Below are 25,792 nucleotides of genomic sequence, written 5' to 3'. Positions count from 1 at the left end.
AGCAGAAAGCACATTATACATTATCTGACCAAGAAAAAAACATTCAAAATCAATTCTAAATTATTCGATACATAATAATTTCTCTTCGCATAAACAATAAGAGATAATACAAATATCACTTGATATACTACACCAAAATGAGCTGTTTGATTTTCATTTATAAGTGCTGATTCCAAATAATAGCCATAATACGTTTTTCCAATTATAGGCTCAAATATTGATATAAAGCCACTCATAAATCCTCCCCATAGTAAGATACAAACGGATCCTATATATATCATCAACACTACAATATTCACCTTTATCATTTTAGCTAATACAATCATCAATATCCCGAACAATGCAGAATAATGCACTAGAAAAGCCAAAACAAAAACTATGTAATGTTTCTTCCCACAAGAAATTAACATTAAGCCATACAAGAAAATGGCACAAGCTAATATCTGACGAACCAAATTGAATGATTGAAAAAACAACAATGATTGTAATATCATGATTACAACAATAAACCTAATATTTCGATCAGATAATAGCACTGCTTTTGCTAAATAAAAATAAGTCAAGAAAGCATATATATAAAAAAAGGCATATGAAGATATTCCAAATGAACGAATTATTGCAAAAACTAAAATCGTAAAAGGTTCTGATGGAACAACCCAAGGGCTCTCTATTTGAGCAATATAATTACTGTGATCTGTTCCTATACCATCTTGTGAACCAACAAAGAGTGTCATCAACAATACCCACACAAATGCTGTCACAAAATTGACCTTTTCATCTTTCACATATATGTGTGAAATAAATATTATGGTAGACAATATAATCAGTAATATATATATCAGCATCTTGTTTTAGTTAGTGAATTCCCCATCTCATTTACTTTCATTAGCAAAATACTTTTCAAAAGCATCTAGGTCATTTAGTAAACGCCAATTTATCTTGAACCACTTTTCATCTTTCTCCCACCATTTAGATTTCAGAAGCATTTGTATAGCGTCTTCATTATATCGAAACCGGAGGACTTTAGCGGGAACCCCTCCCACTATTGCATAAGGGGGTACATCATGAGTAACTAAAGCGCCAGCAAGTACCATGCCCCCTATACCTATCGTAACTCCTTCAATGATTTTTGCTCCTGCTCCTATCCAACAATCAGAACCAATAACCACTGGAACACATTCTCTTACAAATTTAAATTCATTATAAATTTGCCTATCAGCAAAAGTATATCCAGTTTGCTTCATCATAGAGAAAAACATAGGACTTGTGGCTACATAAGGATACTCGTAAGGATGACGTCCACGAACAACCATACAATCATCTGCAATAGAAGTAAAACGTCCAATTTCTCCACTTATTCTTGAATTGAATCCTATATAAGATCCATAACCTAATGTGCCATTAAATGTACTGTGCGCACAAACTCTATTACATCCTTCAAACTTAGATATACGGGTAACCTTAGCTCCATAACCTATTGTAACCGTACTAGAATATTTAATACTATAATAAAATCCTCTAGATAAACTATTAATAAAAATCCATCTTAGAAAATGTTGTAATATAAATATCAAGTATTTAAATACACAAAAAAATGAACTCCTATTGTTTTTCTTATTCACCATATCAAAACAACCATATATCAATAGCACAAAGAGTATTAGTGGTCTTATATACTTTTATTTGAGAGAACTTGTTACATACTCACGAATAGCTTCAGCCCATCTATCATAAGCTTTTGGTAAAAGATGAATGCCATCATTAGTTAGTTCATCAGGCAGCTGTCCATCTATACAATATAGAGAAAATAGGTCAATATATATCATTCCTTTTTCACCTGCTATACGAGTAATAATTTGATTAGCTTGAATAATTCTGTCACAGTTTCTATACATTCTATGACTACGATTGACTGGAAGTATAGATTCCAAATAGACTTCTGCATGAGGACAAGCGTTAGTTATAGAATCCACTAAAACATTATACCGCTCAGCAAACTCATCCATATCCATACTTTGATTTGCCAAGTCATTGATACCTGCCATCAAAAACACTTTTTCAGGGCAAACAGCACGCAGCATATCCATACGTCGCATCATGCCAATCATGGTATCACCAGGATAGCCTAGTTCTACAATCTTCTTATCCGTGAAATAAGTTTGAAAATTACTCGCATACGTAATTGAATTACCCAAAAAGCAAATATCCGCATCATAACTCATTTTTTGCAATGTATTTGTCCAACCACGTATAGCCCAGTAATCGGGTGCGTCAGTCGGACTAACTTCAATCAAGGTTTAGCCTTTTACCTACTTTAGGCAAGAAATCAGATTTATACAAAACAACAAAATTCACCAATAATAAGCTCATTATCAATAGCTTACCCCGCTAAAGGACCTGACAAATAAAACTTTAACTTCATTATTAGTTTTCTCGGAATAAATATTATCCTATTCATAAAATTGCATCGTTTAGCCTTATTACTCCACATTAAATCGTTGCCATATTTATTCAATAAGAATTGTTTATATTCGGGATATAGCTTTAATCCCTGGTTGAGCATATCCCCCAAAAGCATTTTTTCCCAATAAGACTTTCCATCAAAGTTCATACTAAATATAAAATCCTTTGAAAAATCAGCCACCTTACCACTTAGACCGAGATTATCAAGAGAATAAGTCATCACATCAATAGGAGTATAAGCCATTCTGTTTTCACGTAAAATTTCAAAAAGAGATTTTGCATCTTCATATCGACTCAATGTCTCATCAAACAAATGATTCTTCAATAATTCGGCATGAAAGACAGCAGCTCCTGCACGAGGTATCACCCTATTAAAAAACCACTCTTTAAAATTATCTTCCAATACGCCTTCTCTTTTACCATTCACTCCCGGAAATCTCTTTTTTTTAATTTCTATCAAAAAACGTCCTGCAGCCACCTTTACATTATATTTCTCTGCCAATTCAACCATTGTCTTCAATCCCTCCGGCAGAAAATAATCATCCGCATCAATATAGCATATCCACTCCCCTTTAGCCTCCTTGATACCCCGGTTTCTGGCTGATGACACCCCACCATTAGGCTTACGTATATACCGTATACGCTGATCACCAAGATACAGTCTCACCACTTCATCACTGCCATCGGTAGATCCATCATCCACGATAATCAGTTCCCAATTGATATAGGATTGGCTGAGTATCGACTCAATGGTGCGCGCTATTACAGCTTGCTTATTATAAAGGGGAATAATTATTGAGAGCATAAAGACATATTTATTATTGTAAAGGAAGCTGTTGGTTTATCTTAGTATTTTATCAATTAATCCCAATGCAAAATACTTCTTTTTTTCTCGGATGGCATTGACCTTATTCCAATCAATAATCTTCAACTGCTTCAGATCATCAACTGAGTCTACTAAACGGTCTTTTAAACAGAACATGCTCAAAAGAGAATAAATACGCGCCAATCCACCTTGTTCATTTCTCAACACCACAAAAGGCACATTGAAGATAATAGAGAATATGCAGCCATGGAAACTGTCTGTAATCACGAACTTAGCATCCTGAAACCCCTTTAGCCACTTCTCTACCGGAATCTGTATACGTTCACTGAGTGGCAGACTTGTGTCATTGACCTTTGAGAATACATAGAAAGGTTTATGATGAAGCACTGCAGACACCTCCTTTACCGTAACAAGGTTTGATTCCATCGGATCGAGCAAGTAGACCAACATATCACCATCAGACTTTTCTTTAACTTCTGATGTCAGTGCTTCATAATCCTTTCGATCGAGAAGCATCGTTGGATCCAAGACATGCATAGGCTTTACGCCTAAATGCTTCTCGCAAAGCCCCACTGCAGACTCCTCACGTACTGTAACAAGATTGAACTTCTTCACCAACCCTGCACAATTTTTCGTTTCAACATCTGAATATCCCCAAGTATCCAGTCCGAAAGAAGGAGCATAGGCAATCCGTCTCACATTTTTCCAGTCCCAAGCAAAATCGAAAAATACATTCTCAATCTTTTGATTGAAGTTGCGCCGCCAGATTTGGTCACTACCCACCACGAGAGCATCCCAATCCGCTTCCCGTATATCTGTATAGCGTTTGTAATAACGACAATGGATATTCTTCTCTATGAATGCCTCAGTATGCTGACTGATGACAGTATATTCTTTATAATGCTTGAAGTCATAAAATAATGGTACAGTCTCACGACCAAGCATTTTCTTAAGCAATCTACAACAAGCCTTGGCTAGAACTTTCGCAACACTGGGCTTACTGCAAAATGGTCTGTTCAGAACTATTGCATCATGACCATTGCGAGATAAAACAGTCTGTAAGGCATAGGATTGTAATATACCTCCTATATTGGTATGAAGAGGAAGAGAAATTATTAAGATATGCACTATTTCTTAAATAATGCGAATCAGTAGTTGAATATTTTCTACCTTTTCGCTTGTTAAACAGTTATTATTCATATAGATATATTCAAATTTCACAAGTTGCAAAAAAGAAACGTGAAATCTACCTGCTCCAAGATATTCACCGTCCCACACCCGATGGCTTTGCAGCCGTAGTTGTAGCCTCACCTATTCCTACCAACAATACGTTTCCATCTTTTATTTTTTCAAAATTTTTTTTATAGCATTAATGCCTTTTTCTCCTGCCACATTCCTTACCGCATCTTTCAGCTTACTACGTACCATGCCTTTGGCATCGCTTTGAATATGGCTCATCAGATACAAAGCCTCGCTTTCATCTTTCGAGTCAGTAAAGACTTCCAATATCATAGAATGATCACTTAACTGTGGATTGGTGAAATTAGACAATGCAGTCATAAATTCTTCTTTGGTAGTAGCAGACAAATAGTGGAAACCTAAATCCTCAGCATAATGCTTAACCAGCAGAGGAGATTTATTACCAAAATGCCCAGCTGCAGCCATATACTTGTCGGCATCATCGCCAAAAACATTGCAATGATGAATGCCCAAGCGAAATTCCGTACCCCTCCCGTTATTGACAAGCATAACACGTAAATTCGTCCCTATATGATGGTTGCCCAAGGAATTCAGGTCATAAAAGAAAGTCAAATCACCCACTACGACATAGCAAAGCCTATCGGGATTGACTAATGAAGCCCCGACCAATGTACTGACACAACCGTCAATACCACAACAACCTACATTACAAGCAGACTCAACACTTTCCGGCAACTGGAACATATTCCAACAACGCCGGGTATTGGAAACGCCCATGTGGAACAACGCTCCTTTGGGAAGTCTCGAAGATAGCTGCATGGCAGTCCAAATATTGCAGAAAGGCAATTCAGGAATTTGCTCATAGATTTCACCAAACAGTTCTCGGCATTCATCTATCAAAACGTGCCGATTGCAACCATCTTTCCCATAATGCAGAAAAAACATTTCTTCGGACATTTGAAATACCGTTGTCAGTTTTTTAAACGGATCACGCAATTCCCCATCTTCGCTTACTCGCCAAACCTCCTTTGCTGGGATTGTATCGTTGAAAGAAGCTGCTGATATTTCCCCGATGTGAACCATCAAATCCAATGGAGGGAATGGTGAAGTGATATCGGATTGCAACTGGACCAGCGTCGGAAGTAACTTGTATTTACCGTAATAGCCGCTCGTATGGTCGCAAATCACTACAGCGTCATAAGTGGCACAAAAGCGATCAATAGCCCTATTTTGTTTTTCAGAAAAATGTGTATGAGAGCCCACATAAATACCTATTCTTCCCTCAGGCAGCACAGGCAGTTCATCCCAGGCTTGGAAGCGACGCATGACTTTCACATGAGGCAATTCTTTCACCGAAAAATCACGACTGTAGGTTGTTATCAAATTTATATGAACCGGTCCTCCTCCATTCCTGCGCAACTCAAGCATGGCTTTGTTTACTTCCATCACGACATAGTCTTCGTCCCTGCAATCTTTGACCACAGGCAGTTCTACCGAAAGCCGTGCTATGTCATTCGGAAGAATACGCCTGTCTATGTTCTGAGGAATAAGTTGTCCTATCCTATCTGTCCCTTGGTGCGAAGTGATGGCAAGCACCGGCAATTTGCGGTAAAAAGCCTCTGTTAATCCTGGATAGTAATTACGCGAGGCGGTCGCACCCGTACAGCTCAAAGCCACAGCTTCTCCACTTTCAGCCGCCATGCCACAAGCCATATATGCTGCCGAACGTTCGTCCACAGCAGAATAGACCTCAAAGAATGGATCATTTTGCACACTACCTACAAATGTGAAGTTAGTAGCACCCGGTGAAGCTATAATCTTTCTAATACCATTGGCTTTCAACAACGACAACACGATTTGTACATTCCTCTCTGATGTATAAAATTTTTCCTTAGCCATATTTTTTATTTTATATTTTTCTTAACCTGCTTTCATATCTTGATTGTAATTTGGATGTATAAGAATCAGCTCTACGAGTTTATTGCCGTTTTCATCTTCCTATCATTTTGTGCCAAGCAACACAAATATAATGCGGATATTTACTGAACTTAAAAATTATGTTCAACATCAGTTTGCGCATCCATCGGGAACGGTTGAAATACCGTTTATAACCTACTCGCTTAAGCCAATGCAGCAGTTCGTTACTATAAGGATAAGTACGGGAGTCGTCTATGGAGTCAATAATACCCCATACATCATCAATACTATTTTCAAACCAACAGTAAGAACGCACCAGTTGCGAGAACTTTTTTTCATCAAAGCGGGCGAATCCCCAATCCTTCGGGTTTTCTCCGGTACAAAGGATATTGAGTTGCGTCCTAACGCACTTGGCACATTCACCGCACTGTTCGCTGTTGTCTACAAAACATGCCCAAATCCTAACATGTTTGCCTTGGTTCTTAAAAGTAGAAACTATATTTTTCACTTTTTGGGAACGCCGGGTATAAAGCCCGTCTTGTTCCGCAAAAGAAATGCCTACGAACTTGAACCCATTGGTTAACAATGGGTTGGTTCCATCCAAAGCTGGTTCAAGTTTATCTTCTATCAAAGAAGACCCCATGATGAGTTCTTTTATTCCCATAGCGTATGCAAAAGGAGCCACTGAGCACAAATTGGGAATATACCTCATTCCCCAAAAGCCTGAATGATTAAATGCTACCGTATTCAGCTGGAGAGTGTTCCTAAGGTACCTCGTAATTTTACCATTTCTTCCTATTTCATCATCGAAAACAACTTGGTTGAAATCATTGGCAACCAAAAGCCAATCGCTTCCTATAACACGGGAGAACTCTTTTATCATAACAAACTTTTCATTCCGTAAGGCACCTTCGTTTCTGGAATGTACCTCTATGCTTGGCACACTGACTAAAACATTCCGTTTACCAGGGTTGTTTATTCCTGCATGGATGGCATCAACACCACCGGAGAAGAATACAATACGGTCATATCTTGCATCGGGCATCTGGTTTGCAACAATCTCTTTTGCAACGATTTTTCCACGCCATTCCTCCTTAAAAGGACCATACATCTGAGAATAAGCTGCATATAGTGTCGGTATATTATGATAAAGAGTATTGTCTATGGATGACAATATGAGTTCTATATGGTAGAAAAATGTTACTGGAAGCAGATAAAGCGTAATGGGTAAAGCTAGTACAGACTCCGGCAATTTATCCGGCTCAAAACCGAAAGCATCAGCATTATGGAACTGTATCTGAGCCTCCACTTTTTCTTTCCGAAGCAGACCAAGTCCTGTGTTATCGTGAATCTCATACTTGACAGTGTCTCCATCGACCGCGATACGGGTCAACTCAATGGTTCTTTTCATACTAATTGTGTGTTTAGATGAGAATTTATATTTTACGATATAATTTCACTGTAATCTTATCCCGCAAGTTTTTTTTTAGGAAGAGCCGCTCTCCTTTCGTCATGCCTATAGCAAGTGCCATCAACGAGGTACAGATTATTATCGCCAGTGTGTGCAGAAGAAATTCCCAAAAGCTATTTGGTGCTTCCCACGGCATGAAATAAGTAAAAGCTCCTGATAAGACGAAAACCACCGCTGAAGGTAGCAGACATTGCTTCAGGAAAGCATGAACAGGAAAAGCATACTTCGCCTTGGAATGCACCAGCAAATCTGCCAACACGCATGCTTTAAAAGCAATATTGAGTACAAAGACCGTCTCTGGAGCCATACCCAGTTTAAGACACACGTATGAAGCAATGAAATTAACTGCATAAATGATGCACAAAGCTATCTCGTATGCCTTGATTTCACCCTGAGCGAAAACTCCTATTGCAATCGGAGTTAAAATACCGTCCAACAAGGAATACAACAACACCAGCACGACAAAGTTTGCCGTATGTGCTGGCACATCCACCAGCCATAGTCCAAGCACATAATCAATATTACCGCAAAGCGGCAGCAGGATGAGCAGCATTATGAAAAAACCGAATTTCCCGCTTTTTATAATCTGGATATGCATGGCCTGAAAGTTTCCGGAAGCATGGTTCTTGATGATTTGCGGCCTTATCGCTATCATAAAATTAGATACAAAACTGTACACTGCAGCATTGATCTGCATTGCGATGCCCTGCGCCGCATTCACTACCGGACCACAAAACAAGTTGAGCAGCACGTTCACTCCCTGGTCTTTGAGTAAGATAACTGAATTTCCCCAAAAAGCCCAGCCTGTGAATCCCAGCATATCGCACAATAATCCCTTGTCGAAAGTGAACTTAAAACGGGACTCCTCAAAATGGCGCTTACAATAAACGGCATACACCGTACGAATGATAAGTGCCACCAACGTGGTGAGGCATGCATAAGTAATCAGCTTGTCAAAGAGTATCCACTTAAGTACGAAAACCACAGCAAGTTTAAGAGTAACTTCCAAAATGGAAATCAAAGCAAAAACCGACATCCGCTCGTGGGCGATAATTACAGCGTTGTAGGGCACACTCATCAAGTTGATAACAAAGGCTAAAAGCGAAAGCTGCAAAGCCCAATTGGCTGCTATAGTACGCCCGTCTGGTATGTCCATTTGAGCATTTAGGAACCATACGCCAAAAGTTTCTAAGCCGATACAAACCAGAATTGAGAAAAGCAAAAGGATAATCACGGAGGTTGAGAATATCCGGGTTGCCTGCAAGACATTATCCTTTCCGATTTCAATCGTAATAAAACGGTTGACCGCCAAAGTCATACTTCCAGATATAATGGAAAACATAGCTACGAAACCACCTACCACATTGTATATACCATAATCCTCGGCACCCAGTTCTGCCAATACTACCCTTACAGTATAAAGGCTAACCGCCATCACTAGTAATTGCCGGAAATAAAGGAAGAGAGTATTCTTAGCTATACGCTTGTTATTTTCAGAAACAGTAGGCATCGGTAGTTAGCATCAAATTTTGACTATCGCATAGAGAATACCACCCAGAGGCGGTTTTCTTTTAAACAAATTATGCAAGTACAGTTAATACCCAATTTAGAGCATTTCCTTTTTATAAGGCACCAAAATGAGTACCCCACAAAAAATGTTATCAAATTTGATTGATTTTTAACTATTGGCATACAACCGAGTCTATATTTGGCGATGTCAGACTCAAAAAATCTCTGCAACCGTTAAAAATTCCGGTAAAAAATTTGCCAAGATAATCCCATGCGGACCTACCTTGCAGCTTCACCATGCTGATTATATATGATATACGGCAGCAATCTCCACTCCCTCATCGCTTTCAAAATGCAGGGAGTTCTTTCGTTGGGTTGTAAAAGGGACGGACTACCCTCTCTGCCTGGATTGTTCGAGATTGGATAACAGCCGTCCTTTATATAAGAAGGCCTCATTCCAGAACTTGTGAGAATAATTCAGGGCTTCACGCTGTCTGTCACACTTGAACCCTAATTTGAATACTTATCTCCTATCTCCTCCACCAGCGACGCATGCACAAACGTCGTCGCCACCGCCATCACCCCCTCGATGTTCACCACCACCCTCCTGTCATGGCGCACACGCACAAACACCCCTTCCACTCCTTCGAAGATGCCGCCGGTGATGCGTACCCGGGTTCCTTGGGAGAGGTTCAGTTCGGTGGGTTCAAGATAGAGCACAGCCTGGTCGTAGGTGCCAGACACGGCGATGAAGCTGCGCATCTGTGAGTCCGGGATGACGATGGGCTGGCGGGTTTCGCGGTCCATGATATAGCGGATGGGGATGTTCATGCCCGGTTCGTTCTTTATTTCGTCCATACGCTCGCGGGTGGAGCGGACGAAGACCAGGTTATGGACCGCAGGAACAAGCTTGCGCAGGCGGCGCTCTTTCCTCACGACATACTCATAGCGCATGGGTATATAGTTTTCAATGCCCGCTGCATCCAGGTATTCCTTGAAAAAAAGCTCTCGGCTATAGGTGACACGCACTGCATACCAGTGCATTTCTGCATTCTCGTTCACGAAAAAATATGATTGGGGGACACCGGAGTAGCGAAGTACCTCCCGGTCAAGTAATGTAATGCGGTTACTTTAAATAGGCTATATGCATTCATTTTATTTCAAAACCCTCCACCATCTCGGAAGGAAGGCGACGAAATAGTTATATTCAAGCTATCTTGCGATAAGCCGTTATCAACGAAACGTTTATGATGAAAGAAATGTTTTATAACACGTTCCGTTTAATGAACGCAAAGGTAACGTCAAGAAATGAAAGTACAAAATATTCTGATTGATAAAATGATAATCTTTTTTAATGCAGACATCATCACACTATATATCAAAGAATTACGCCTATTAGGTAAGATACACGCGCACGCGCGTCATTTCTTATTTTTTTAAAGAAAGAGTGTGTTACATATATAACCATAGGTTCCGGTACCTCACCCTATACATACAGACTACACACACGCTTCACTTGTTCACGGAGAGGGGCACCACAGATTACACAGATTGGCACAGAGGAGCACAGAGAAGAATTCTTCGCTACGTTCTGAGTGACGGATACTCACGGAAACAAAAGGATGATACGCACGGACATACACAAAAGTGATACGCACAGAAACTACAAAAATCCGTGCCAATCCGTGTAATACATAGTGCACAGACTTCTCTTTTTTATTAATTTTGCACCCGATTCGTTAACTTAATATAAAATTGTATTTTCAAATTGTAGTTATGAGAACAAAAAAACGCCAATTAGCGTGATGCAAATCAAAGGGAGAGATTACCAAGTGCTGTACACCAAAGAGAGCAAAGAGGTGCAAGTGGCCATCGACCTGCTTTCTATGGTAGAACACAAGTCGTTAACCGTGGAATACAAGGAGCGGAAGGCTTTCCTGACACCCTTCATACCACTGCTGATAAATCCCCAAAAGGAACACGGACTGAAGGGCGTAAGCCCCTTCGCCAAGCTGCTGCATCTACTTGTAAACTTTATGGACGCGGACGGAAGCGGCAATACGCTGAACCCCGATTGCATTGAGGATGAGATATATAAGCTCTTCAATGAGCTATATCCCAAGGAGTAAAACGGACCAAGGAATTCAAATTGTAAAAAAACGGCTGTCCCACTGCGGATGGCCGTTTTTGCTTCCTAAGGAAATAAGCGGCATCTTTGCGCCGCCAATAAGGCAAACTTAATACAAGTAGAATGGAAAACACTCCAGTTACCACCTACCGTGGTTTCAGCGCCGTCAGCGGGGAGACAACCTTCACGCAGGACATGGCTGACATAAGAAACGGCAAGCATGCCAAGTTAATCATCAAAATCGCCAGCCTCGTGGCACAGGGAAAGGTGGAGGAAGCCAACCACGTCAAGAAGCAGCTTCCCTTCAGGACCCTCACGGCCAACTACCGGGAAAGAAGGCTCGCACCGAGCATCACCCGCTACAACCCCGTCATCACGCTCGACATCGACGACCTGGAAGAAGGACAGTTGGAGCAGACCCGGACCCTCATCAACGAAGACCCGCACACCCTGGGCAGTTTCCTCTCCCCCAAAAGGCACGGCTACAAGCTGTTCGTCTTCATGCAGACGGAATACACCCGGCGTCTGTATGACCGTCTCCGGCAGGGCGAGGTGACCTACGCCACGCTCGAGGAGATACACCTGAAGCTGTACAGCGCCGCCAAAGAGCACTACGAGGCCCTTCTCGGAGTAGAGGTGGACGGAAGCGGAAAGGACATTTCGCGGGGATACTTCATGTCCTTCGACCCGCATGCCTATATCAATGCCGCACTGCTGGAACAGATTTCCCCGTTGCCGGCACGCATCATCCCGCCTGCGAAGAAGGAAAGCGGCAAGAAGAGGACGGCTGCCGAAACGGTACACCCCCTCCCCGCCTCCGTTGCCGCCACGCCGCAGGACGCAAAGCCTTGGGAGAAGCTGATATTCTCCCAAGCCGTGACCGCCGTGAAGCGCACCACCAGGTTCCGGGCAGGCAACCGCGACAACTTCCTCTTCGCCCTGGGCAACAAATGCTACAGCAAGGGCCTGGACGAGCAGACAGCCATCAGACTGGCGAAAAACGAGTTCGGACAAGAGTACCCCGACGTGGAATCCCCCCTGCACAATGCCTACATCTATACCGACAAGACCAGCGAAGCCGCCACAAAGAAGGAAGAGAAAAAGCCCGTCATCAACCAAGTGATGAGCTTTCTGGAAGAGCACTACGGCATCCGCAGGAACCTCATCCTGGACCGCCTCGAATTCATGCCCTACACCCCGTCGGCAGATGCCGGAAAAGGTTACCGCCCCATGCGCGGAAAGGACTACAACACCATGTTCGTAGACCTGCAGATGGCCGGCATCTCCTGCTACCAGAATTTCCTCAGAGCCGTGATAGACTCCAACTACGCCAAGGAGTTCAACCCCTACACCGACTATCTGTACGCGCTTCCCCCCTGGGACGGGACGGACTACATCGCCCAACTTGCCGACACCCTGACGACCGAGAACCGGGAGCTATGGCAGAAGGGCTTCAAACGGTGGATAGTGGGCCTGGTGGCCTGCGCACTGAGCGACGAGGACATGAACCAGCTCGTCATCATCCTCTACAGCGAGCAGGGAAAGGGAAAGAGCAGCTGGATTCGGCGCCTGCTGCCGCCCGAGTGGAAAGAGTACTTCTACAACGGCATAATAGACCCGAGCAACAAGGACGATGCCCGCCTGCTCGCCACGCGAATCATCATCAACATGGAGGAGTTCGAAGGCGTGAAGCCCGGCGAGCTGGCAGCATTGAAGCGAATCATCGCGCAGGACAACGTGACGCAGCGCAAGGCCTACGACATCGAAGCCTTCACCCTGCCCCGCCACTGCTCCTTCATCGCGAGCACCAACAACCGGCAGTGCCTGCAGGACATCGGCGGAAACCGGCGTTTCCTCCCCATCACCATCACCGGCATAGACTACCACACCCCGGTGAACCATCCCGGTATCTACGCCCAGGCGCTCGCCCTGCTGAAAGGCGGATTCAGATACTGGTACGAGGGCGAGGAGATAGAACAGTTGAACAAGCACAACGAACGGCACCGCATGAAAGACCCCGTGGAGGAGAACCTCTTCGTCTTCTTCCGCAAACCGCTGCCCGAGGACCTGCAGACAAAGTGGCTCCCTGCCAGCGTCATACTGACCAAGCTCAGCATATTCGGGAAGGTGCAGGTGAACCCGCACACCCAGCTGGTACTGGTGCAGGCACTGGAAAAGTACGGATTCGGTACACGGACCAACGAGCAGGAGACGACCGAATATGAGGTAGTGGACATCCAGCTATATCAGTAACCGGTATTCGAGGAGAAGAGAGAAGCCCCGTAACATATATTGTTGTGCATGACAACATATATTGTTACGGGGCTTTACATATATTGGCGTTTTCTTTACACGGCTTCCCTATTTCCGGCCGGCATCCTGTCAGGGTTCTCCCAGATACTTCACCAGCACTTTCACTTCCAGCGGAGTGAAGGTGCGCCGGTATTTGTTGTAGCCCACCTTCTCCAGCTCACCCTTCAGTGCCTTGTTGTGGCGTATCCATGCCGCCAGGGTATAGATGGCATTGCTGATGCAGTAAGTCGGGTTGTAGAGCATGGCAAGCTCCTCCTTCGAATAGGCGTGGATGCGGAACGGACGAAGGTCTTCCTCCTCCTCTTCCCTCTTTTCTTTTTCTGTTTTCATTCTTTATGTTATTGGTTGATTATTACACCATAAAGATACTGAATATCAGTGATATGACCAAGCATATACAGACATAAACGGGCATCGGACGAAGAACTTTTCCTGAACAGAAAGGAAACGGGAAAGAGACGGCGTAACCCGAAGAAAGCCATGAGCAGAAAAAGCCGAAGGAGTACTTTTGCAGCACCCCTCTTCCCCCCCTAAAGGAGAAAGAGAAGAGTATTGCAATACGGGACTTTAATTTCTAATTGTTAATTGTTAATTTTTAATTATTTAATTGTTTATGGGAGTACCATTCAAGAAAATTGCGAGGAAAGATCCTCGAAAGGCAGATGCGGTGGCAAAGTTCTACCCGCAGCTGGTGACACTGGGCGACAATGCGACGCTGGACGACATTGCGTATGTGATGAAAGAGAAGAGTTCGCTGACGCTGGGAGACATCCAGAGTGTATTGACCAATTTTGTGGAGGCCATGATTACGACCCTCTACAGTGGCCAGTCGGTGAATATCAAGAACTTTGGCGTATTCAGTCTGTCGGCGCGTACGGCAGGCGTACTGGATGTAAAGGAGTGCACCGCAAAGAACATCAAGGCGGTGAAAATCAATTTCCGGCCTTCCAGCACCGTAAGACCGGACATCGCCGCCACGCGTGCCGGGCAGAAGATTGACTTCTACGACTTGGAAGCATTGGTGAACAAGGGAGACGGTGAAGGAGGAAGCTCCGGCGGCGGTTCCGGCTCGGGAGACGGAGGCGGTTCGGACGGAGACCAGGGTGAAAATCCATTGGGATAAATATGACTGATTTTACTACCGATTCGTATGTTCAACTTTTAAAACGTATATAGCATGAAAAAAAGTATCTGGGATAAAATTCTGAAAGTCGTAATTGCAGTAGCCTCCGCCATCTTAGGGGCATTGGGAGCCAATGCGATGAACGTGAGCATTTAAGTCGCCGGAAAGAAAGGACGGCAGGAAGAGGAAACCCCGAAAAAGGTTTCCTCTTTTTCTTCCCTCTCTATACAGCGCAGGATACGCCAGTCGCAGCTACGCACCCAATAGCGGAAAGCCATGTTCGGACGGAAATGCTCCGAGAAGTCCAGCAGACGTTCCAAATCGAACTCCTCGGAGATGACACCGGCACCGCTACGGAATGCATCGTAGGCGTTACAGTCCTGCTCGATATGCGCCGGAACCATCAGCAAAGGCTTGCCCAGATACATCGCCTCGCAGACCGACTCGAAGCCGGCAGTGGTGGCATAGGCCTTGCAGCCTGCCATGTAGCGCAGGAATTTGACGTCATCGAGCTGATGGAAACTCAAGGTGTCGTCCACACGGCACACCTCGGCTTCGTCCTGCTTGTCCCAGAAGAAGTGGAGGGGTATTTCCGGATGGGCACTGTGCCAGTGACGGATATTCTCGCCAAAACCGGAGTTTACCATGTATCCGTGGAGATAATCCCCTTCCGTACCTTCGCACGACAGCACCTCCCTCCGCAGCAATGGCGGAACCACGCGGATATGCGCTTCTTCGTCATCCTCCATCTCGCGGAAGGAAAGGGCGAGTTTTTCGCGGGCACCTATGCACGTGAGGCGGGTGAAAAGGCGGAGCAGCCACAGATGGAAGCCGTTCTTACCGGGAAACTCGAAATCGCGGTGCAGGAACAGGTACTGGTGCCCGACGCTTATTTGAGGGACGGAAGGACGGAACAAGAGATAGGTCAGCCCCGTGAGCAGTTCGTAGAAGTTGATGACCAGTTCGGCGCCACTCTCCTCAATGCGGCGGTGTATATAGTGCATGCTTTTCAGATAGACGGGCAGACGGGTGAGATTATAGGCCACACTGCGCGCAAGACTTGCCCGCTTGTTGGCAGGCGTAGGCAGGAAATTGGGACTGAGAAAGCGTTTCACCGGAGCTTGAATGCTGCGGTTGAAGAAACCGGGCAGACAGCGCGAATTGCTTTTGCCCACCAACACTTCCACTACTTCGTGACCGTTGCGGCGCAGCAGCTCTTCCATTGTAATGGCTTGGGTCAGATGCCCGCGGCCTTCTCCTTGAACGATAAAAAGGACTTTCATTGAGACGACTTGATGATTTACAAATTACTGTTGAAACACATGCAGCACATGACGTTGCATTTAGTTGATGCAAATATCGCACCTCCGTGTTACGGCAGAATGTGAAGAATGTGACAATTCGGTTATAAATGACAAAAGTCACACCGGCATCGCGCAGACATGACTTCAAGAGAATTTATGGAATAAATACGTAAAAAGGATAATTCGGTCGGCATATGATGCCGGAATATCAGACAAATTCCTCGACCATATACATATCACTGACAAAATCGTCAACAATCTGTTCCAGGTTTTCGCAGGCTTCGTCAGGCGTTTCACCGTAGGCGCTGCACAACACATTATTCATAAAATAAGCGTAAAAACCACCGCCGGCTGCCGCCTCTACGGTATAGTCATTTCTGTTCAGTTTCATATTCGGGCCTCCTTTCTTTTTTTACGCTGCAAAAATGAGGGAAAGTTGTTACGAGGAGATGTGAAGGAGGTTACAATAGTATGTAGATTGGTTGGCTTTGATGCAGTGGAAAATAAATGGATTGAATATTAGGAGTTTTCATTTATTCAGTTTACCTTTGATTAAAAATAAAAGCAATGGGTAAAATTAAACCATATAAAGAGCAGGACTCTTCCAAACAAACGGCACAAGAACCGATGATGGCAACTTATCATCAATCAGCCATACCGATGGACGACTTTATCAACAGTATTCCCCGAGATGCTTTGGCTGAAGCCCTTCTATTTGCCTTAGAAGAGAATAAAGCAGGACACTGTATATCAAACTCCCAAATAGAGAGTATGATAAATGAACGCATGGGATGGAAATAGTCTGGTCTAAGTTGGCTTATGAGCACTTTTTAGAGATACTTATTTATGTAGAGAATAATTTTGGCATGTTGACGGCACAGAAAACACGTCAAAAGATACAAGACAAAGTAAATCTTTTAGCAAAACATCCGTATATAGGAATTATAGACAGTAATTTTTCTACTCTATTTAACAACATTACTGTCCGTCATTTAAAACTTTCCCCTAACGTGATATATTATTTGATTGATGAGAATAGGATTGTCATTGCAGCAATGCTTCATTCAAAACAATCTCCGGAAACTGTACGTAAAACAATCTCAGAATTTCTGAAGCAATATAAATAGCTGTTCATCAATTCATGATGAGAGATAACTCTATAAATTTAAAACCGAGAGGACGTATCAAGATATACAATCACCCCGGATTACGCGGATTAACGCAGATAAAAGTTTCTGATTATCAGAACTCCTAAAATCATCTGTGTTAATCCGCGTAATCCGGGGTGGGTATTATTAATAGGAACGTGCGAAAATCACGCGGCAGGCAGAAGGCTTGCCGGTAACCATACACTTGCCCGGTTCCTTGTCACCCGGAACAAATGAATCGAAGGGAATACAACGGATGGTTGCTTTGGTCTCTTCCTTGATTTTCTCTTCGGTTTCGGTAGTCCCGTCCCAATGAGCCAGAATGAAGCCGCCTTCTTCAATCTTTTCCTTGAATTCCTCGTAGCTGTCCACGCTGGTGATGCGGCTGTTACGGTAATCGAGCGCTTTCTTGTAGACATTTGCCTGAATGTCCTCGAGCAAATCCTTCACGTACTCTTCGATACCCTCGCAGGAACGCGTCTCCTTCTCCAGTGTATCGCGACGCATGATTTCCATTGTATTGTTCTCCAGGTCGCGGCCACCCATCACCAGACGAACGGGAACACCCTTCACCTCATAGTCGGCAAACTTGAAGCCCGGACGTTTGTTGTCGGCATTGTCGTACTTCACGGAAATGCCCATCGATTTCAGCTTGGCAACAATGCCTGCCACTTTCTCGTCAATCTTAGCCAGCATCTCCGCATTCTTGTAGATAGGTACGATGACTACTTGTATCGGAGCCAGGTGCGGAGGAAGTACCAGACCGTTGTCATCGGAATGCGTCATGATAAGCGCTCCCATCAGACGGGTGGAAACACCCCAGGAGGTAGCCCAAACATACTCCAGCTTGTTCTCCTTATTGACGAACTGTACATCGAACGCCTTGGCGAAGTTCTGTCCCAAGAAGTGGGAAGTACCGCTCTGCAAAGCCTTTCCGTCCTGCATCATCGCTTCGATGGTGTAGGTGTTGAGGGCACCGGCAAAACGCTCGTTGGCAGACTTCACGCCCTTTACCACGGGCACCGCCATGTATTTTTCGGCAAACTCGGCATATACATTCAGCATCTTTACCGCTTCTTCTTCGGCTTCCTCGCGAGTGGCATGTGCCGTGTGTCCTTCCTGCCAGAGGAATTCGGCGGTACGGAGGAACAGACGGGTACGCATTTCCCAACGGAACACGTTTGCCCACTGGTTGCACAAGATAGGCAGGTCGCGGTATGAATTGATCCAGTTCTTGTAGGTGTTCCAGATGATGGTTTCGGAAGTGGGGCGGATAATCAGCTCTTCTTCCAGTTTTGCAGCAGGGTCCACCACCACACCGCCGCCATTCGGATCGTTCTTCAAACGATAGTGCGTCACGACGGCACACTCTTTGGCAAAGCCTTCCACATGTTCCGCTTCACGGCTGAGGAATGATTTCGGAATAAGCAAGGGAAAATAAGCGTTGACGTGTCCCGTTTCCTTGAACATATCGTCCAACTGACGTTGCATCTTCTCCCAGATAGCGTATCCGTAAGGCTTGATCACCATACAGCCGCGTACAGCCGATTGTTCTGCCAAATCGGCTTTTACCACCAACTCGTTGTACCACTGAGAATAGTTCTCACTACGTTTGGTAAGGTCTTTCAATTCTACTGCCATTCTATTTCGTTTTTTAAAGTTTTCGTTGATTTCTCTAAACAGTCGGCAAAAGTACAAATTTTAAAGGAAATTTATTTGAAAAACAAATAGTATTTTTAATAGAACCGAAAACACACTAATCTACATATTCTATTTTAATCACAATCTTCCTGCTTTTAACAAGTTCCCCCTTTCCCCGAACAGAAGGCTGGTGAATGTCCGAAGGGAAAAACAAGAAGAAACTGCCGGCATCGGCAGAGTAGTGTTTTATCCGGGAAGAGGTATAAAAAGCAACATCCTTTTTTGAATTATACGCCTGACGTACTTCGACGTCACTTGCCAGCCCCATCTTTTCATTTCCCCAGAGTACATACTGAAGGTCGACAAAACGGAGGTGACTTTCAATATTCCCTTTCTCCACCTCTTTGGGAATGTATTCACTGACCGTAGCCCAGCATTTCCCCTCCAGAATGACATGGTTGCCAATGGACAGCGCTTCCAAATCATGTTCGGCAAGAAAGCGGAATGCAGCATCCCAGACATCCTTGTTCTTATGATATTGGCAGGCAAATTCAACAGCATTGACTGATTTATGGGGAGAGACAGTCCAGCCATTGGACCAAACGGCACTTTTCATCCATTTCTTCGCATTTCCGGAAGTCCACTCCGGACTTGTCTGTGCTGATAAATACATACAAAAGAGTATTAATGAATAAATAATTGATATACGCTTCATATTTTTTATTTTATCGTGAATTGAAACTGGTCATAAGATTCCGTACGCCATGCCTTGTCCTTGGTTTGAGGAGAAAAGCCGAAAAGCGGAGAATAGGTCCTGACCTGCACCGTATGTCCGTCGGGCAGGAATTCGAGCAGACGCAGCCAGCCGTCTCCCCCGTTTCCACTCATGCCGCCACCCAACGCCTGGCAGTTGAACATCATCTGGTGCACATCGTGTCCGGCTGCATTCTTGTCGGTACGGAATCCCGTGGTATAGTCCAACCGTTCATTCGGAGTGGCATAGTGTCCGCACAACACAAGACGGATGTTGGCGGAAGGTTGCACCAGCTTCTGCCAGATGCCTTCGCCCGTATTGGACGGGGTTATCTTATAGCCTTCTTTGGTGATGCGCTTGCTGTCGAAGCCGGTAAGGTAGGAATGGGTGATGAGAATCACCGTATGGTCCTTGAAGCGCGGGGCAGCCACCAGCTCCCTGGCCCATGACAAGACCTCGTCGCGCGGGGCAAATTCAACGGCAATAATCAAAATCCTCCCCCAATGCTCGTCCGTTATCTCCATGGCGGCATTCTCCAGCGTAGGCAGGCCGTTTCTGTTATTGGTGGCGGCCACGATGGTCTTTCTCCATAGGCTGTTGCGCTCTATCGGGAAATATTCCGGGAAACGGGTCATCGAGTTCTCCGAACGGGTGTAGCCGTAATCATGGTTTCCGGTAGAAATGAGATAAGGGACCTTGTTGTCCAACCGCCCGAAAGCCCGCGACACAAATGTCCACTGCTCCCGGCTCGTAAGATTCCCGAAACGCGGGAAGGGAGGTAGAATACATTCATTCTGGTCTACCAAGTCGCCCGTACAAAGCACCGCCTTTACACGGAGGGAGTCTATATGATGAGCGGTCCACGCCGTCATCAGCTCAAAAACCGGCTGGTTATAGTCATACTTCACGTAGTTTTGCGGGTCGCCCAGCAGGACGATGGAAAAAGAATTAGGATTGCACAAATGCTGCTGGTTGGTATTGACTTGTGCCCGGAGCTGGAGGAATGCCAGCAGGCATCCCAAACAAAGAATGATTCTGTTTTTCATGGTTGCGTACTGAATTGATAAATACATGTCTGTTTATAAAGGTCTCCTTCACGTAATACGATGGAGGGGAAATGCGGATTGTTCGGTGTATCGGGAAAGCACTGGGTTTCAAAGCAGACGGCGCTACGACGCGGATACACAGTGCCATGCATGCCCGTGAAGCCCGGCAAATAATTGCCGGTGTACATGATAAGCCCCGGCTCTGTGGTATAGATATCCATTCTGCGCCCACTGGACGGACTGATGCAGGTGGCGGCGAAAGAGAGCTCATGCAGCGCGGGTTTCTTCAAGACAAAACAGTGGTCATAACCGTGGCCGTTGAGCAACTGCAAGTCTTTCCGGTTGATGCGTTCGCCTATGGAATGGTAGTCGCGGAAATCAAAAGGCGTATCGCCCACTGCCCTGACTTCACCGGTATTGTTCGTATTCATGTCGATAGGCAGGTAGAAATCCGCGTTTATCCTCACCAGATGGTCTTCAATGGAAGTAGTGGGAGTTCCCATGCCCGCCAGGTTAAAATAGGCATGATTGGTGGGACAGAACAAGGTGTCGCGGTCTGTCTCCGCCTCATAATCTATACGGAACCCATTGTCGTCCGTCAAGGTATACATCATCCTTACCGTAACATTGCCCGGAAAACCGGCTTCTCCATCGGCATGGAAATGCCGGAGGAGAAGTTGGTTTTCACACGGTTGCTGTGCTTCCCACACCACCGTGTGAAAACCGTTATCACCACTGTGCAGAGTATTAGAAACAGAGTTAAGCTGTAAGTGATAATCTTTTTCTCCTACACGGAAAGCGCCGTGCAATATGCGTCCGGCTACGGGGCCTATAGTAGCTCCTATATAATAGTCCTTGCTTTGCCTGCGGGCCTCTTCCAGCGTATCGAAGCCTATGACGACATTTTCAAACTTACCATGACTATCAGGAGCCATGATGGATAAGACGATGGCCCCGTAGTTCGTGACGCACATCTCCATACCGCTGCCATTGCGCAGTATATAAAGGCCGGTATCCTTTCCGTTGATTACGGACCGGAAATTATCAGGATTCAATCCCGTCAGGTTGGTCTTATCTTTCATACTTTCTAAACTTCGGGATATTCGTTGCACAACAGATGTTCGGCCGGAACATCCTCTTCTATCTGCGGGAAACGCCCCTTGGGGGTGAGGAAACGGTTGTCTCTCATGTCATCGTTCACTGTAGAGACTTCGCCTACCAGACAATGGTCGTCCTCGGCCCAGAAAGTATGGTAGAGATAAGGCTCATAACAAATGCTTTGTCCGGGAGCAAGACGCACCGTTTCTCCGGGAGCTACCCGTGTACTGACTCCGTCGATGGAAACGACAAGCGGTTCTTCAGTCAGCATTTCAGTTTCCTTGTCGGCCTTCCACAGACGCATGCAGAGGATTCCTCCACCCCGGTTGATGATGTCTTCCGTTTTCAGCCAATGGAAATGGGTGGGAGTAACTTGTCCGCAGCGGACAAACATAATCTTTTCACAATAGGGTTTGTCTTTCTTCTGCAGACTTCCATTACGGAGGGTTACCAGCGTCAGGCCGATTTTCAGGAAATCGCCCCAGCCGAAGTCGGTCAGGTCCCAACCCATGGCTCTTTCCCGGATATCATCACATTCCGGTCCTTTGGTCTTCCAGTCGTCCGGAGTCCAGTCCGCCCATGGAGGCAGCATGAAGTGGTACTTTGTCATAAATGCTTTGGCTTCGCGGATATATTGATTGATTTCACTGCGTTTCATATTTATCTATTTTTTAAGGTGTTATACTTTTATTTCTTCAATAATTCTTTCAGCGGGATAGCCTGGAACTGAATGTCGGCTTGACTCCCCTCATAAAAGATACCTATGGTATGCTCGTCAATAGAAGTCATGCAAGAGTACCCCGCCCCCCTACCTTCATCCAACAACATCCAATACTCCTCGGGCCAAGTTTGCCCGTCATCGAAACTCACCTTAATGGTAATGTTGTTACGGCGCTCTTTTGAATTAGGATTGGCAAAGAGTAATACATGACGTTCTTCTCCGTCTTCAATATAATCATGGCGCAGCAAGGATGCCTGGCAAGCCGGTTCAATGAGAGCTCTGCGCGACGTGGGATGTTCCGTCCACGTTTTTCCCAAATCGGCAGTGACGGCAATGGCCCGCCCATTACCTTCCTGACGTCCCCGGTTGCTGCGCTCACGCATGTTCAACATCAAGGAATGGTCTGAAAGTTCTACCACCTGACATTCGTTGGTATTGTAGTAGGCCGGTTCGCCTACGGTCCAGTTTTCGCCCTTGTCTTTACTCCACATGATTGTAGAGAACTGAAGCCCGTCTTCGTTCCGCCCCTCTACCGGAAATACCAATGTACCGTCTTCCATTGTGATGCCACGACCCGGTCCGGGAGCAAGCAGCCACCATTTTTCCTTTTTTACTTGGCGGGTAATGTTACGCGGCTCACTCCAGGTAAGTCCGTCGTCGGTACTCTTACTAATCAGGAATTGAGAACTTTGTTTGACACCATATCCCGGCTGAGAACCGTGCGCACGCCACTGGTGGTTCCATACGGTCGAGGTATCGGTAAGATTCTCTATCCATTTGCCCGTCTTGGGGTCCAAGACTCCGTGCATCCATAACCCTATGACATAGAGGTCTCCGGTGAAATCATCCGACAAGATGCAACCATCACTCACTCCATTATATTTCTGAGGTAGCCCGCCCCATTCTTTCATATCCAGAACAGTCTGCATGGGTTGCCAAGTCCGCCCTCCATCTTCACTGCGATTGATGGCAATATCAATGTCGCCCTGCAAATCGTCATCTCTTTCATTGCGTGCATCATACAAGGCCAGCAAGGTACCTTTCGTCGAAGTCACCAATCCGGGAATGCGGGAAGTGTGTACCCCGTCCTGACCCGGCTGCCGCAGGGCCACTCCTATACGGAGCGGCTTTACTGCGGGCAACTGGCGGATGCCCACCAGCCCCAAGTCTGTCTGGACACTGCTGCATGAGATTTCAATCTTGCTTGTAGCCTGCGCCGCATCATCCCTCAGTCGGAGTGTCACCCAGCATGTCAGTGTATCTTCCTCTATCTGCCGGCCTACCTTAAAACTCAATTGTTTGTTCACCGGTTTGGCACTTGCACAAACCTGCCCACAATTCTTATCCAAGAACAGCGAAGCGGAAACGACATCACCGGAACGGACAGTTCCATCCAAAGTGAAATTTATCTTTTCCAACTGATATGCCACGCCGCTGTTCCTAATCAGACGCAGACACAATACCGGATTATGCTCCTTCAATGTCAACACCGGATATACCGGTTGCCGAATCTCCACCGCTATCTTATCCGTATAATTTTGGCATGCCATGATGCCCCAAGCAGACAAGACCAGTAAAAGTATAGTCTTATATCTCATATCATCCCAATATTTATTTGTAACCTTCCGTTTGTGTTATATTCGGATTAGTATTGAGACAAGCAGGAGCAATAGGCCACAAGGTAACATTCTTCTCCCCTTCACGCCCCTTCAAGGTCTCAATAAGCTCGAATTCCTTATTAAAGCGAAGGTATGCCCACCATGCTTTTGATTCTGCGACAAACTCTTTCAGTATTTCGCTGATAATGGCATTGTCTATGGCATCCTGAGTCCTTGCCGTGTAGTAGTTGTCTACCCCATAAGCACGCTTGGCCACTACATTCAGATTCTGCAAAGCGGCATCCGTATTTCCCAAGGCATTTTCCACTTCAGCTTTCAAAAGATAGGCTTCGGCCAAACGATAGACGGGGACATCACTGTCAAAACTACGCGTATCATTGGCAAAGGAGCCTTTGAACTTCACAACCATCCTTTTAATCTGTACTTCTTCCGTCAGGAACTTATCCTCGAATACCCGTACTGAAACATCCGTACGCGTGTCACGTGCATCCTCAGCCAGGAAATCGCAATAGGCTTGCGTGGGCACAACATACTGGGCATGGGAACCGGCAGGAACCTCATCCTCGGTATATCCGGCTTCCCTCAGCCGGGTTCTGTCACCGTTAGGTGCCAGATAATAGGCGAAAAAGTTGGGGGATGTTCCCGGAGTCACATTTTCATTGACGATATAGGGCAATGTCCAGATAAGCTCAGAATTGGCTTCGTTGCTTAAATTGAAAATATCGGCAAACGTGGGAAGAAGTGCATATCCGGCTTTCAATACCGCATCAACAGAAGACTGCGCCGTACTCAGAGCCGCATTCCCTCCTCCCAGACGCTTTGCCTTCCATAAGTAATATTCAGTACGCAACATGTTGATGGCTGCCGGAGATGCCTTATGGAGAAGCTTGGAAGAAGCGGGCATCAACCTTAAAGCTTCTTCTATATCGGTTTCGACCTGAGCATATACTTCAGAGGCCGCCGTACGGCTGGGATACATGTCCTCCTGCTTTTCTGACTCAAAGCCGGAAGTCAGTAGTGGACAGTCACCGAATACCCGCACCAGAGTAAAGTAACAATATGCCCGTAGGAAATAGGCATTGGCCATCACCTCATTACGTGTAGCTTCATTGGTGAAAGAGATTTCCGGAGTATGCTTCAGAATCAAATTTGCACTATTAATGGTAGTATATATACTACTCCAATTTGTACCTGCATCACCGCTCAGCAATACGTTTGTACCCACTCTATTAAAAAACGCATCATTTACCGCCCCACTCTCATACCAGTTTGAGCGCATCTCTCCATAGATGTTGAGCAAATCGGAAAAGGCGGAACGGAATTGAGTATATGCTCCATTTACCGCACTCGTAGCATCGCTCTCCTCTGTCCACATGGACAAGCTGGTGAACTGGCTGGGCTGTATCACATTCAGGTCTCCATGACATGATGTAAAAAACGAGACCCCACTTATAAGAAGAATGCCGGATAATATTTTTATTTTCATAATTCTTATTTTTCGTATTAAACTT

25 protein-coding genes are annotated in these 25,792 nt (G+C 45.3%); 6 read left to right on the top strand and 19 right to left on the bottom strand.

Annotated elements, in window-relative coordinates:
* Positions 1 to 20 precede the first annotated feature (20 nt).
* The 9 genes from NQ510_RS13810 to NQ510_RS13770 form a co-directional block, all read right to left on the bottom strand.
* Positions 21 to 785: an EpsG family protein gene (locus tag NQ510_RS13810; protein WP_259817032.1), complete on the bottom strand. Its 765-nt coding sequence runs from the start codon at positions 783 to 785 to the stop codon at positions 21 to 23.
* An 87-nt stretch (positions 786 to 872) separates the two neighbouring features.
* Complete coding sequence (locus NQ510_RS13805) at positions 873 to 1,625, bottom strand: CatB-related O-acetyltransferase (RefSeq protein ID WP_117589526.1); 753 nt, start codon at positions 1,623 to 1,625, stop codon at positions 873 to 875.
* A 54-nt stretch (positions 1,626 to 1,679) separates the two neighbouring features.
* Positions 1,680 to 2,294, bottom strand: a complete 615-nt coding sequence (locus tag NQ510_RS13800) for a GDSL-type esterase/lipase family protein (protein ID WP_022400854.1) — start codon at positions 2,292 to 2,294, stop codon at positions 1,680 to 1,682.
* 86 nt (positions 2,295 to 2,380) lie between these two features.
* On the bottom strand, positions 2,381 to 3,268 hold the full coding sequence (locus NQ510_RS13795) for a glycosyltransferase family 2 protein (RefSeq protein ID WP_005829197.1): 888 nt from the start codon (positions 3,266 to 3,268) through the stop codon (positions 2,381 to 2,383).
* A 36-nt stretch (positions 3,269 to 3,304) separates the two neighbouring features.
* The gene (locus NQ510_RS13790; protein ID WP_034525766.1) at positions 3,305 to 4,417 is read right to left on the bottom strand and encodes a polysaccharide pyruvyl transferase family protein; all 1,113 of its coding nucleotides are present in this window, start codon (positions 4,415 to 4,417) and stop codon (positions 3,305 to 3,307) included.
* Positions 4,418 to 4,630: 213 nt separating this feature from the next.
* Positions 4,631 to 6,388 carry a thiamine pyrophosphate-binding protein gene (locus NQ510_RS13785; RefSeq protein ID WP_005829203.1) on the bottom strand — a complete coding sequence of 586 codons (1,758 nt, stop codon included), beginning with the start codon at positions 6,386 to 6,388 and terminating at the stop codon, positions 4,631 to 4,633.
* Between the two features lie 91 nt (positions 6,389 to 6,479).
* Entirely contained in the window at positions 6,480 to 7,817 is a 1,338-nt protein-coding gene (locus NQ510_RS13780) for a hypothetical protein (protein ID WP_005829205.1), read from the bottom strand.
* 25 nt (positions 7,818 to 7,842) lie between these two features.
* Complete coding sequence (locus tag NQ510_RS13775; RefSeq protein ID WP_332055709.1) at positions 7,843 to 9,279, bottom strand: MATE family efflux transporter; 1,437 nt, start codon at positions 9,277 to 9,279, stop codon at positions 7,843 to 7,845.
* Positions 9,280 to 9,896: 617 nt separating this feature from the next.
* Complete coding sequence (locus NQ510_RS13770) at positions 9,897 to 10,430, bottom strand: UpxY family transcription antiterminator (protein ID WP_022400855.1); 534 nt, start codon at positions 10,428 to 10,430, stop codon at positions 9,897 to 9,899.
* A 761-nt stretch (positions 10,431 to 11,191) separates the two neighbouring features.
* Between NQ510_RS13770 and NQ510_RS13765 the strand changes: the two genes are divergently transcribed.
* Positions 11,192 to 11,515, top strand: coding sequence for a hypothetical protein (locus NQ510_RS13765; protein ID WP_005829213.1), 324 nt, complete (start codon positions 11,192 to 11,194; stop codon positions 11,513 to 11,515).
* Positions 11,516 to 11,637: 122 nt separating this feature from the next.
* Positions 11,638 to 13,767, top strand: a complete 2,130-nt coding sequence (locus NQ510_RS13760; RefSeq protein WP_005829215.1) for a VapE domain-containing protein — start codon at positions 11,638 to 11,640, stop codon at positions 13,765 to 13,767.
* 129 nt (positions 13,768 to 13,896) lie between these two features.
* Here the strand turns inward: NQ510_RS13760 and NQ510_RS13755 are convergent, their stop codons facing one another.
* Positions 13,897 to 14,157, bottom strand: a complete 261-nt coding sequence (locus NQ510_RS13755; protein ID WP_005829216.1) for a DUF4248 domain-containing protein — start codon at positions 14,155 to 14,157, stop codon at positions 13,897 to 13,899.
* Between the two features lie 283 nt (positions 14,158 to 14,440).
* Between NQ510_RS13755 and NQ510_RS13750 the strand changes: the two genes are divergently transcribed.
* On the top strand, positions 14,441 to 14,950 hold the full coding sequence (locus NQ510_RS13750; RefSeq protein ID WP_005829218.1) for an HU family DNA-binding protein: 510 nt from the start codon (positions 14,441 to 14,443) through the stop codon (positions 14,948 to 14,950).
* A 54-nt stretch (positions 14,951 to 15,004) separates the two neighbouring features.
* Positions 15,005 to 15,106, top strand: coding sequence for a smalltalk protein (locus tag NQ510_RS13745; protein ID WP_005829220.1), 102 nt, complete (start codon positions 15,005 to 15,007; stop codon positions 15,104 to 15,106).
* On the opposite strand, the gene NQ510_RS13740 is transcribed toward NQ510_RS13745, so the two are convergent.
* Positions 15,103 to 16,233, bottom strand: coding sequence for a glycosyltransferase family protein (locus NQ510_RS13740; RefSeq protein ID WP_005829221.1), 1,131 nt, complete (start codon positions 16,231 to 16,233; stop codon positions 15,103 to 15,105). The genes NQ510_RS13745 and NQ510_RS13740 overlap by 4 nt on opposite strands.
* A 229-nt stretch (positions 16,234 to 16,462) precedes the next feature.
* Entirely contained in the window at positions 16,463 to 16,645 is a 183-nt protein-coding gene (locus NQ510_RS13735; protein WP_005829223.1) for a hypothetical protein, read from the bottom strand.
* A 176-nt stretch (positions 16,646 to 16,821) separates the two neighbouring features.
* Between NQ510_RS13735 and NQ510_RS13730 the strand changes: the two genes are divergently transcribed.
* Together NQ510_RS13730 and NQ510_RS13725 are read left to right on the top strand one after the other, a co-directional pair.
* Complete coding sequence (locus tag NQ510_RS13730) at positions 16,822 to 17,055, top strand: hypothetical protein (protein WP_005829224.1); 234 nt, start codon at positions 16,822 to 16,824, stop codon at positions 17,053 to 17,055.
* On the top strand, positions 17,046 to 17,381 hold the full coding sequence (locus tag NQ510_RS13725) for a type II toxin-antitoxin system RelE/ParE family toxin (RefSeq protein WP_005829225.1): 336 nt from the start codon (positions 17,046 to 17,048) through the stop codon (positions 17,379 to 17,381). Before NQ510_RS13730 ends, NQ510_RS13725 begins: the two co-directional genes overlap by 10 nt.
* Before the next feature lie 168 nt (positions 17,382 to 17,549).
* On the opposite strand, the gene proS is transcribed toward NQ510_RS13725, so the two are convergent.
* From proS to NQ510_RS13690, 7 genes are all read right to left on the bottom strand, one after another.
* Positions 17,550 to 19,043, bottom strand: coding sequence for a proline--tRNA ligase (gene proS / locus NQ510_RS13720; protein ID WP_005829226.1), 1,494 nt, complete (start codon positions 19,041 to 19,043; stop codon positions 17,550 to 17,552).
* A gap of 115 nt (positions 19,044 to 19,158) precedes the next feature.
* The gene (locus tag NQ510_RS13715; RefSeq protein WP_005829228.1) at positions 19,159 to 19,716 is read right to left on the bottom strand and encodes a YhcH/YjgK/YiaL family protein; all 558 of its coding nucleotides are present in this window, start codon (positions 19,714 to 19,716) and stop codon (positions 19,159 to 19,161) included.
* A 47-nt stretch (positions 19,717 to 19,763) separates the two neighbouring features.
* Positions 19,764 to 20,843, bottom strand: coding sequence for a metallophosphoesterase (locus tag NQ510_RS13710; RefSeq protein ID WP_005829230.1), 1,080 nt, complete (start codon positions 20,841 to 20,843; stop codon positions 19,764 to 19,766).
* Positions 20,840 to 21,925, bottom strand: coding sequence for an aldose epimerase family protein (locus tag NQ510_RS13705; protein WP_005829232.1), 1,086 nt, complete (start codon positions 21,923 to 21,925; stop codon positions 20,840 to 20,842). Before NQ510_RS13705 ends, NQ510_RS13710 begins: the two co-directional genes overlap by 4 nt.
* 5 nt (positions 21,926 to 21,930) lie before the next feature.
* Positions 21,931 to 22,599 (bottom strand): D-lyxose/D-mannose family sugar isomerase, encoded by a 669-nt coding sequence (locus NQ510_RS13700; protein WP_005829234.1) that lies wholly within the window; start codon positions 22,597 to 22,599, stop codon positions 21,931 to 21,933.
* 29 nt (positions 22,600 to 22,628) lie between these two features.
* Complete coding sequence (locus NQ510_RS13695) at positions 22,629 to 24,260, bottom strand: sialidase family protein (protein WP_005829237.1); 1,632 nt, start codon at positions 24,258 to 24,260, stop codon at positions 22,629 to 22,631.
* A gap of 13 nt (positions 24,261 to 24,273) precedes the next feature.
* Entirely contained in the window at positions 24,274 to 25,767 is a 1,494-nt protein-coding gene (locus NQ510_RS13690) for a RagB/SusD family nutrient uptake outer membrane protein (RefSeq protein WP_005829240.1), read from the bottom strand.
* Between the last annotated feature and the right edge of the window lie 25 nt (positions 25,768 to 25,792).

The sequence above is a fragment of the Bacteroides uniformis genome (assembly GCF_025147485.1).
Lineage (GTDB): Bacteria > Bacteroidota > Bacteroidia > Bacteroidales > Bacteroidaceae > Bacteroides > Bacteroides uniformis.
Note: the sequence above shows the minus strand (reverse complement) of the source record. Positions and strands in the feature narration are given on the sequence as shown.

Excerpts from the sequence above, each read along its gene's own strand:
- NQ510_RS13805 (WP_117589526.1), bottom strand. The coding sequence starts at position 1,625 with ATGGTGAATAAGAAAAACAATAGGAGTTCATTTTTTTGTGTATTTAAA.
- NQ510_RS13690 (WP_005829240.1), bottom strand. The coding sequence starts at position 25,767 with ATGAAAATAAAAATATTATCCGGCATTCTTCTTATAAGTGGGGTCTCG.
- NQ510_RS13750 (WP_005829218.1), top strand. The coding sequence starts at position 14,441 with ATGGGAGTACCATTCAAGAAAATTGCGAGGAAAGATCCTCGAAAGGCA.
- NQ510_RS13770 (WP_022400855.1), bottom strand. The coding sequence starts at position 10,430 with ATGCACTGGTATGCAGTGCGTGTCACCTATAGCCGAGAGCTTTTTTTC.
- NQ510_RS13745 (WP_005829220.1), top strand. The coding sequence starts at position 15,005 with ATGAAAAAAAGTATCTGGGATAAAATTCTGAAAGTCGTAATTGCAGTA.
- proS (WP_005829226.1), bottom strand. The coding sequence starts at position 19,043 with ATGGCAGTAGAATTGAAAGACCTTACCAAACGTAGTGAGAACTATTCT.
- NQ510_RS13710 (WP_005829230.1), bottom strand. The coding sequence starts at position 20,843 with ATGAAAAACAGAATCATTCTTTGTTTGGGATGCCTGCTGGCATTCCTC.
- NQ510_RS13725 (WP_005829225.1), top strand. The coding sequence starts at position 17,046 with ATGGAAATAGTCTGGTCTAAGTTGGCTTATGAGCACTTTTTAGAGATA.
- NQ510_RS13780 (WP_005829205.1), bottom strand. The coding sequence starts at position 7,817 with ATGAAAAGAACCATTGAGTTGACCCGTATCGCGGTCGATGGAGACACT.
- NQ510_RS13695 (WP_005829237.1), bottom strand. The coding sequence starts at position 24,260 with ATGAGATATAAGACTATACTTTTACTGGTCTTGTCTGCTTGGGGCATC.
- NQ510_RS13760 (WP_005829215.1), top strand. The coding sequence starts at position 11,638 with ATGGAAAACACTCCAGTTACCACCTACCGTGGTTTCAGCGCCGTCAGC.
- NQ510_RS13740 (WP_005829221.1), bottom strand. The coding sequence starts at position 16,233 with ATGAAAGTCCTTTTTATCGTTCAAGGAGAAGGCCGCGGGCATCTGACC.
- NQ510_RS13730 (WP_005829224.1), top strand. The coding sequence starts at position 16,822 with ATGGGTAAAATTAAACCATATAAAGAGCAGGACTCTTCCAAACAAACG.
- NQ510_RS13735 (WP_005829223.1), bottom strand. The coding sequence starts at position 16,645 with ATGAAACTGAACAGAAATGACTATACCGTAGAGGCGGCAGCCGGCGGT.
- NQ510_RS13765 (WP_005829213.1), top strand. The coding sequence starts at position 11,192 with ATGCAAATCAAAGGGAGAGATTACCAAGTGCTGTACACCAAAGAGAGC.
- NQ510_RS13705 (WP_005829232.1), bottom strand. The coding sequence starts at position 21,925 with ATGAAAGATAAGACCAACCTGACGGGATTGAATCCTGATAATTTCCGG.
- NQ510_RS13785 (WP_005829203.1), bottom strand. The coding sequence starts at position 6,388 with ATGGCTAAGGAAAAATTTTATACATCAGAGAGGAATGTACAAATCGTG.
- NQ510_RS13795 (WP_005829197.1), bottom strand. The coding sequence starts at position 3,268 with ATGCTCTCAATAATTATTCCCCTTTATAATAAGCAAGCTGTAATAGCG.
- NQ510_RS13715 (WP_005829228.1), bottom strand. The coding sequence starts at position 19,716 with ATGTATTTATCAGCACAGACAAGTCCGGAGTGGACTTCCGGAAATGCG.
- NQ510_RS13755 (WP_005829216.1), bottom strand. The coding sequence starts at position 14,157 with ATGAAAACAGAAAAAGAAAAGAGGGAAGAGGAGGAGGAAGACCTTCGT.
- NQ510_RS13700 (WP_005829234.1), bottom strand. The coding sequence starts at position 22,599 with ATGAAACGCAGTGAAATCAATCAATATATCCGCGAAGCCAAAGCATTT.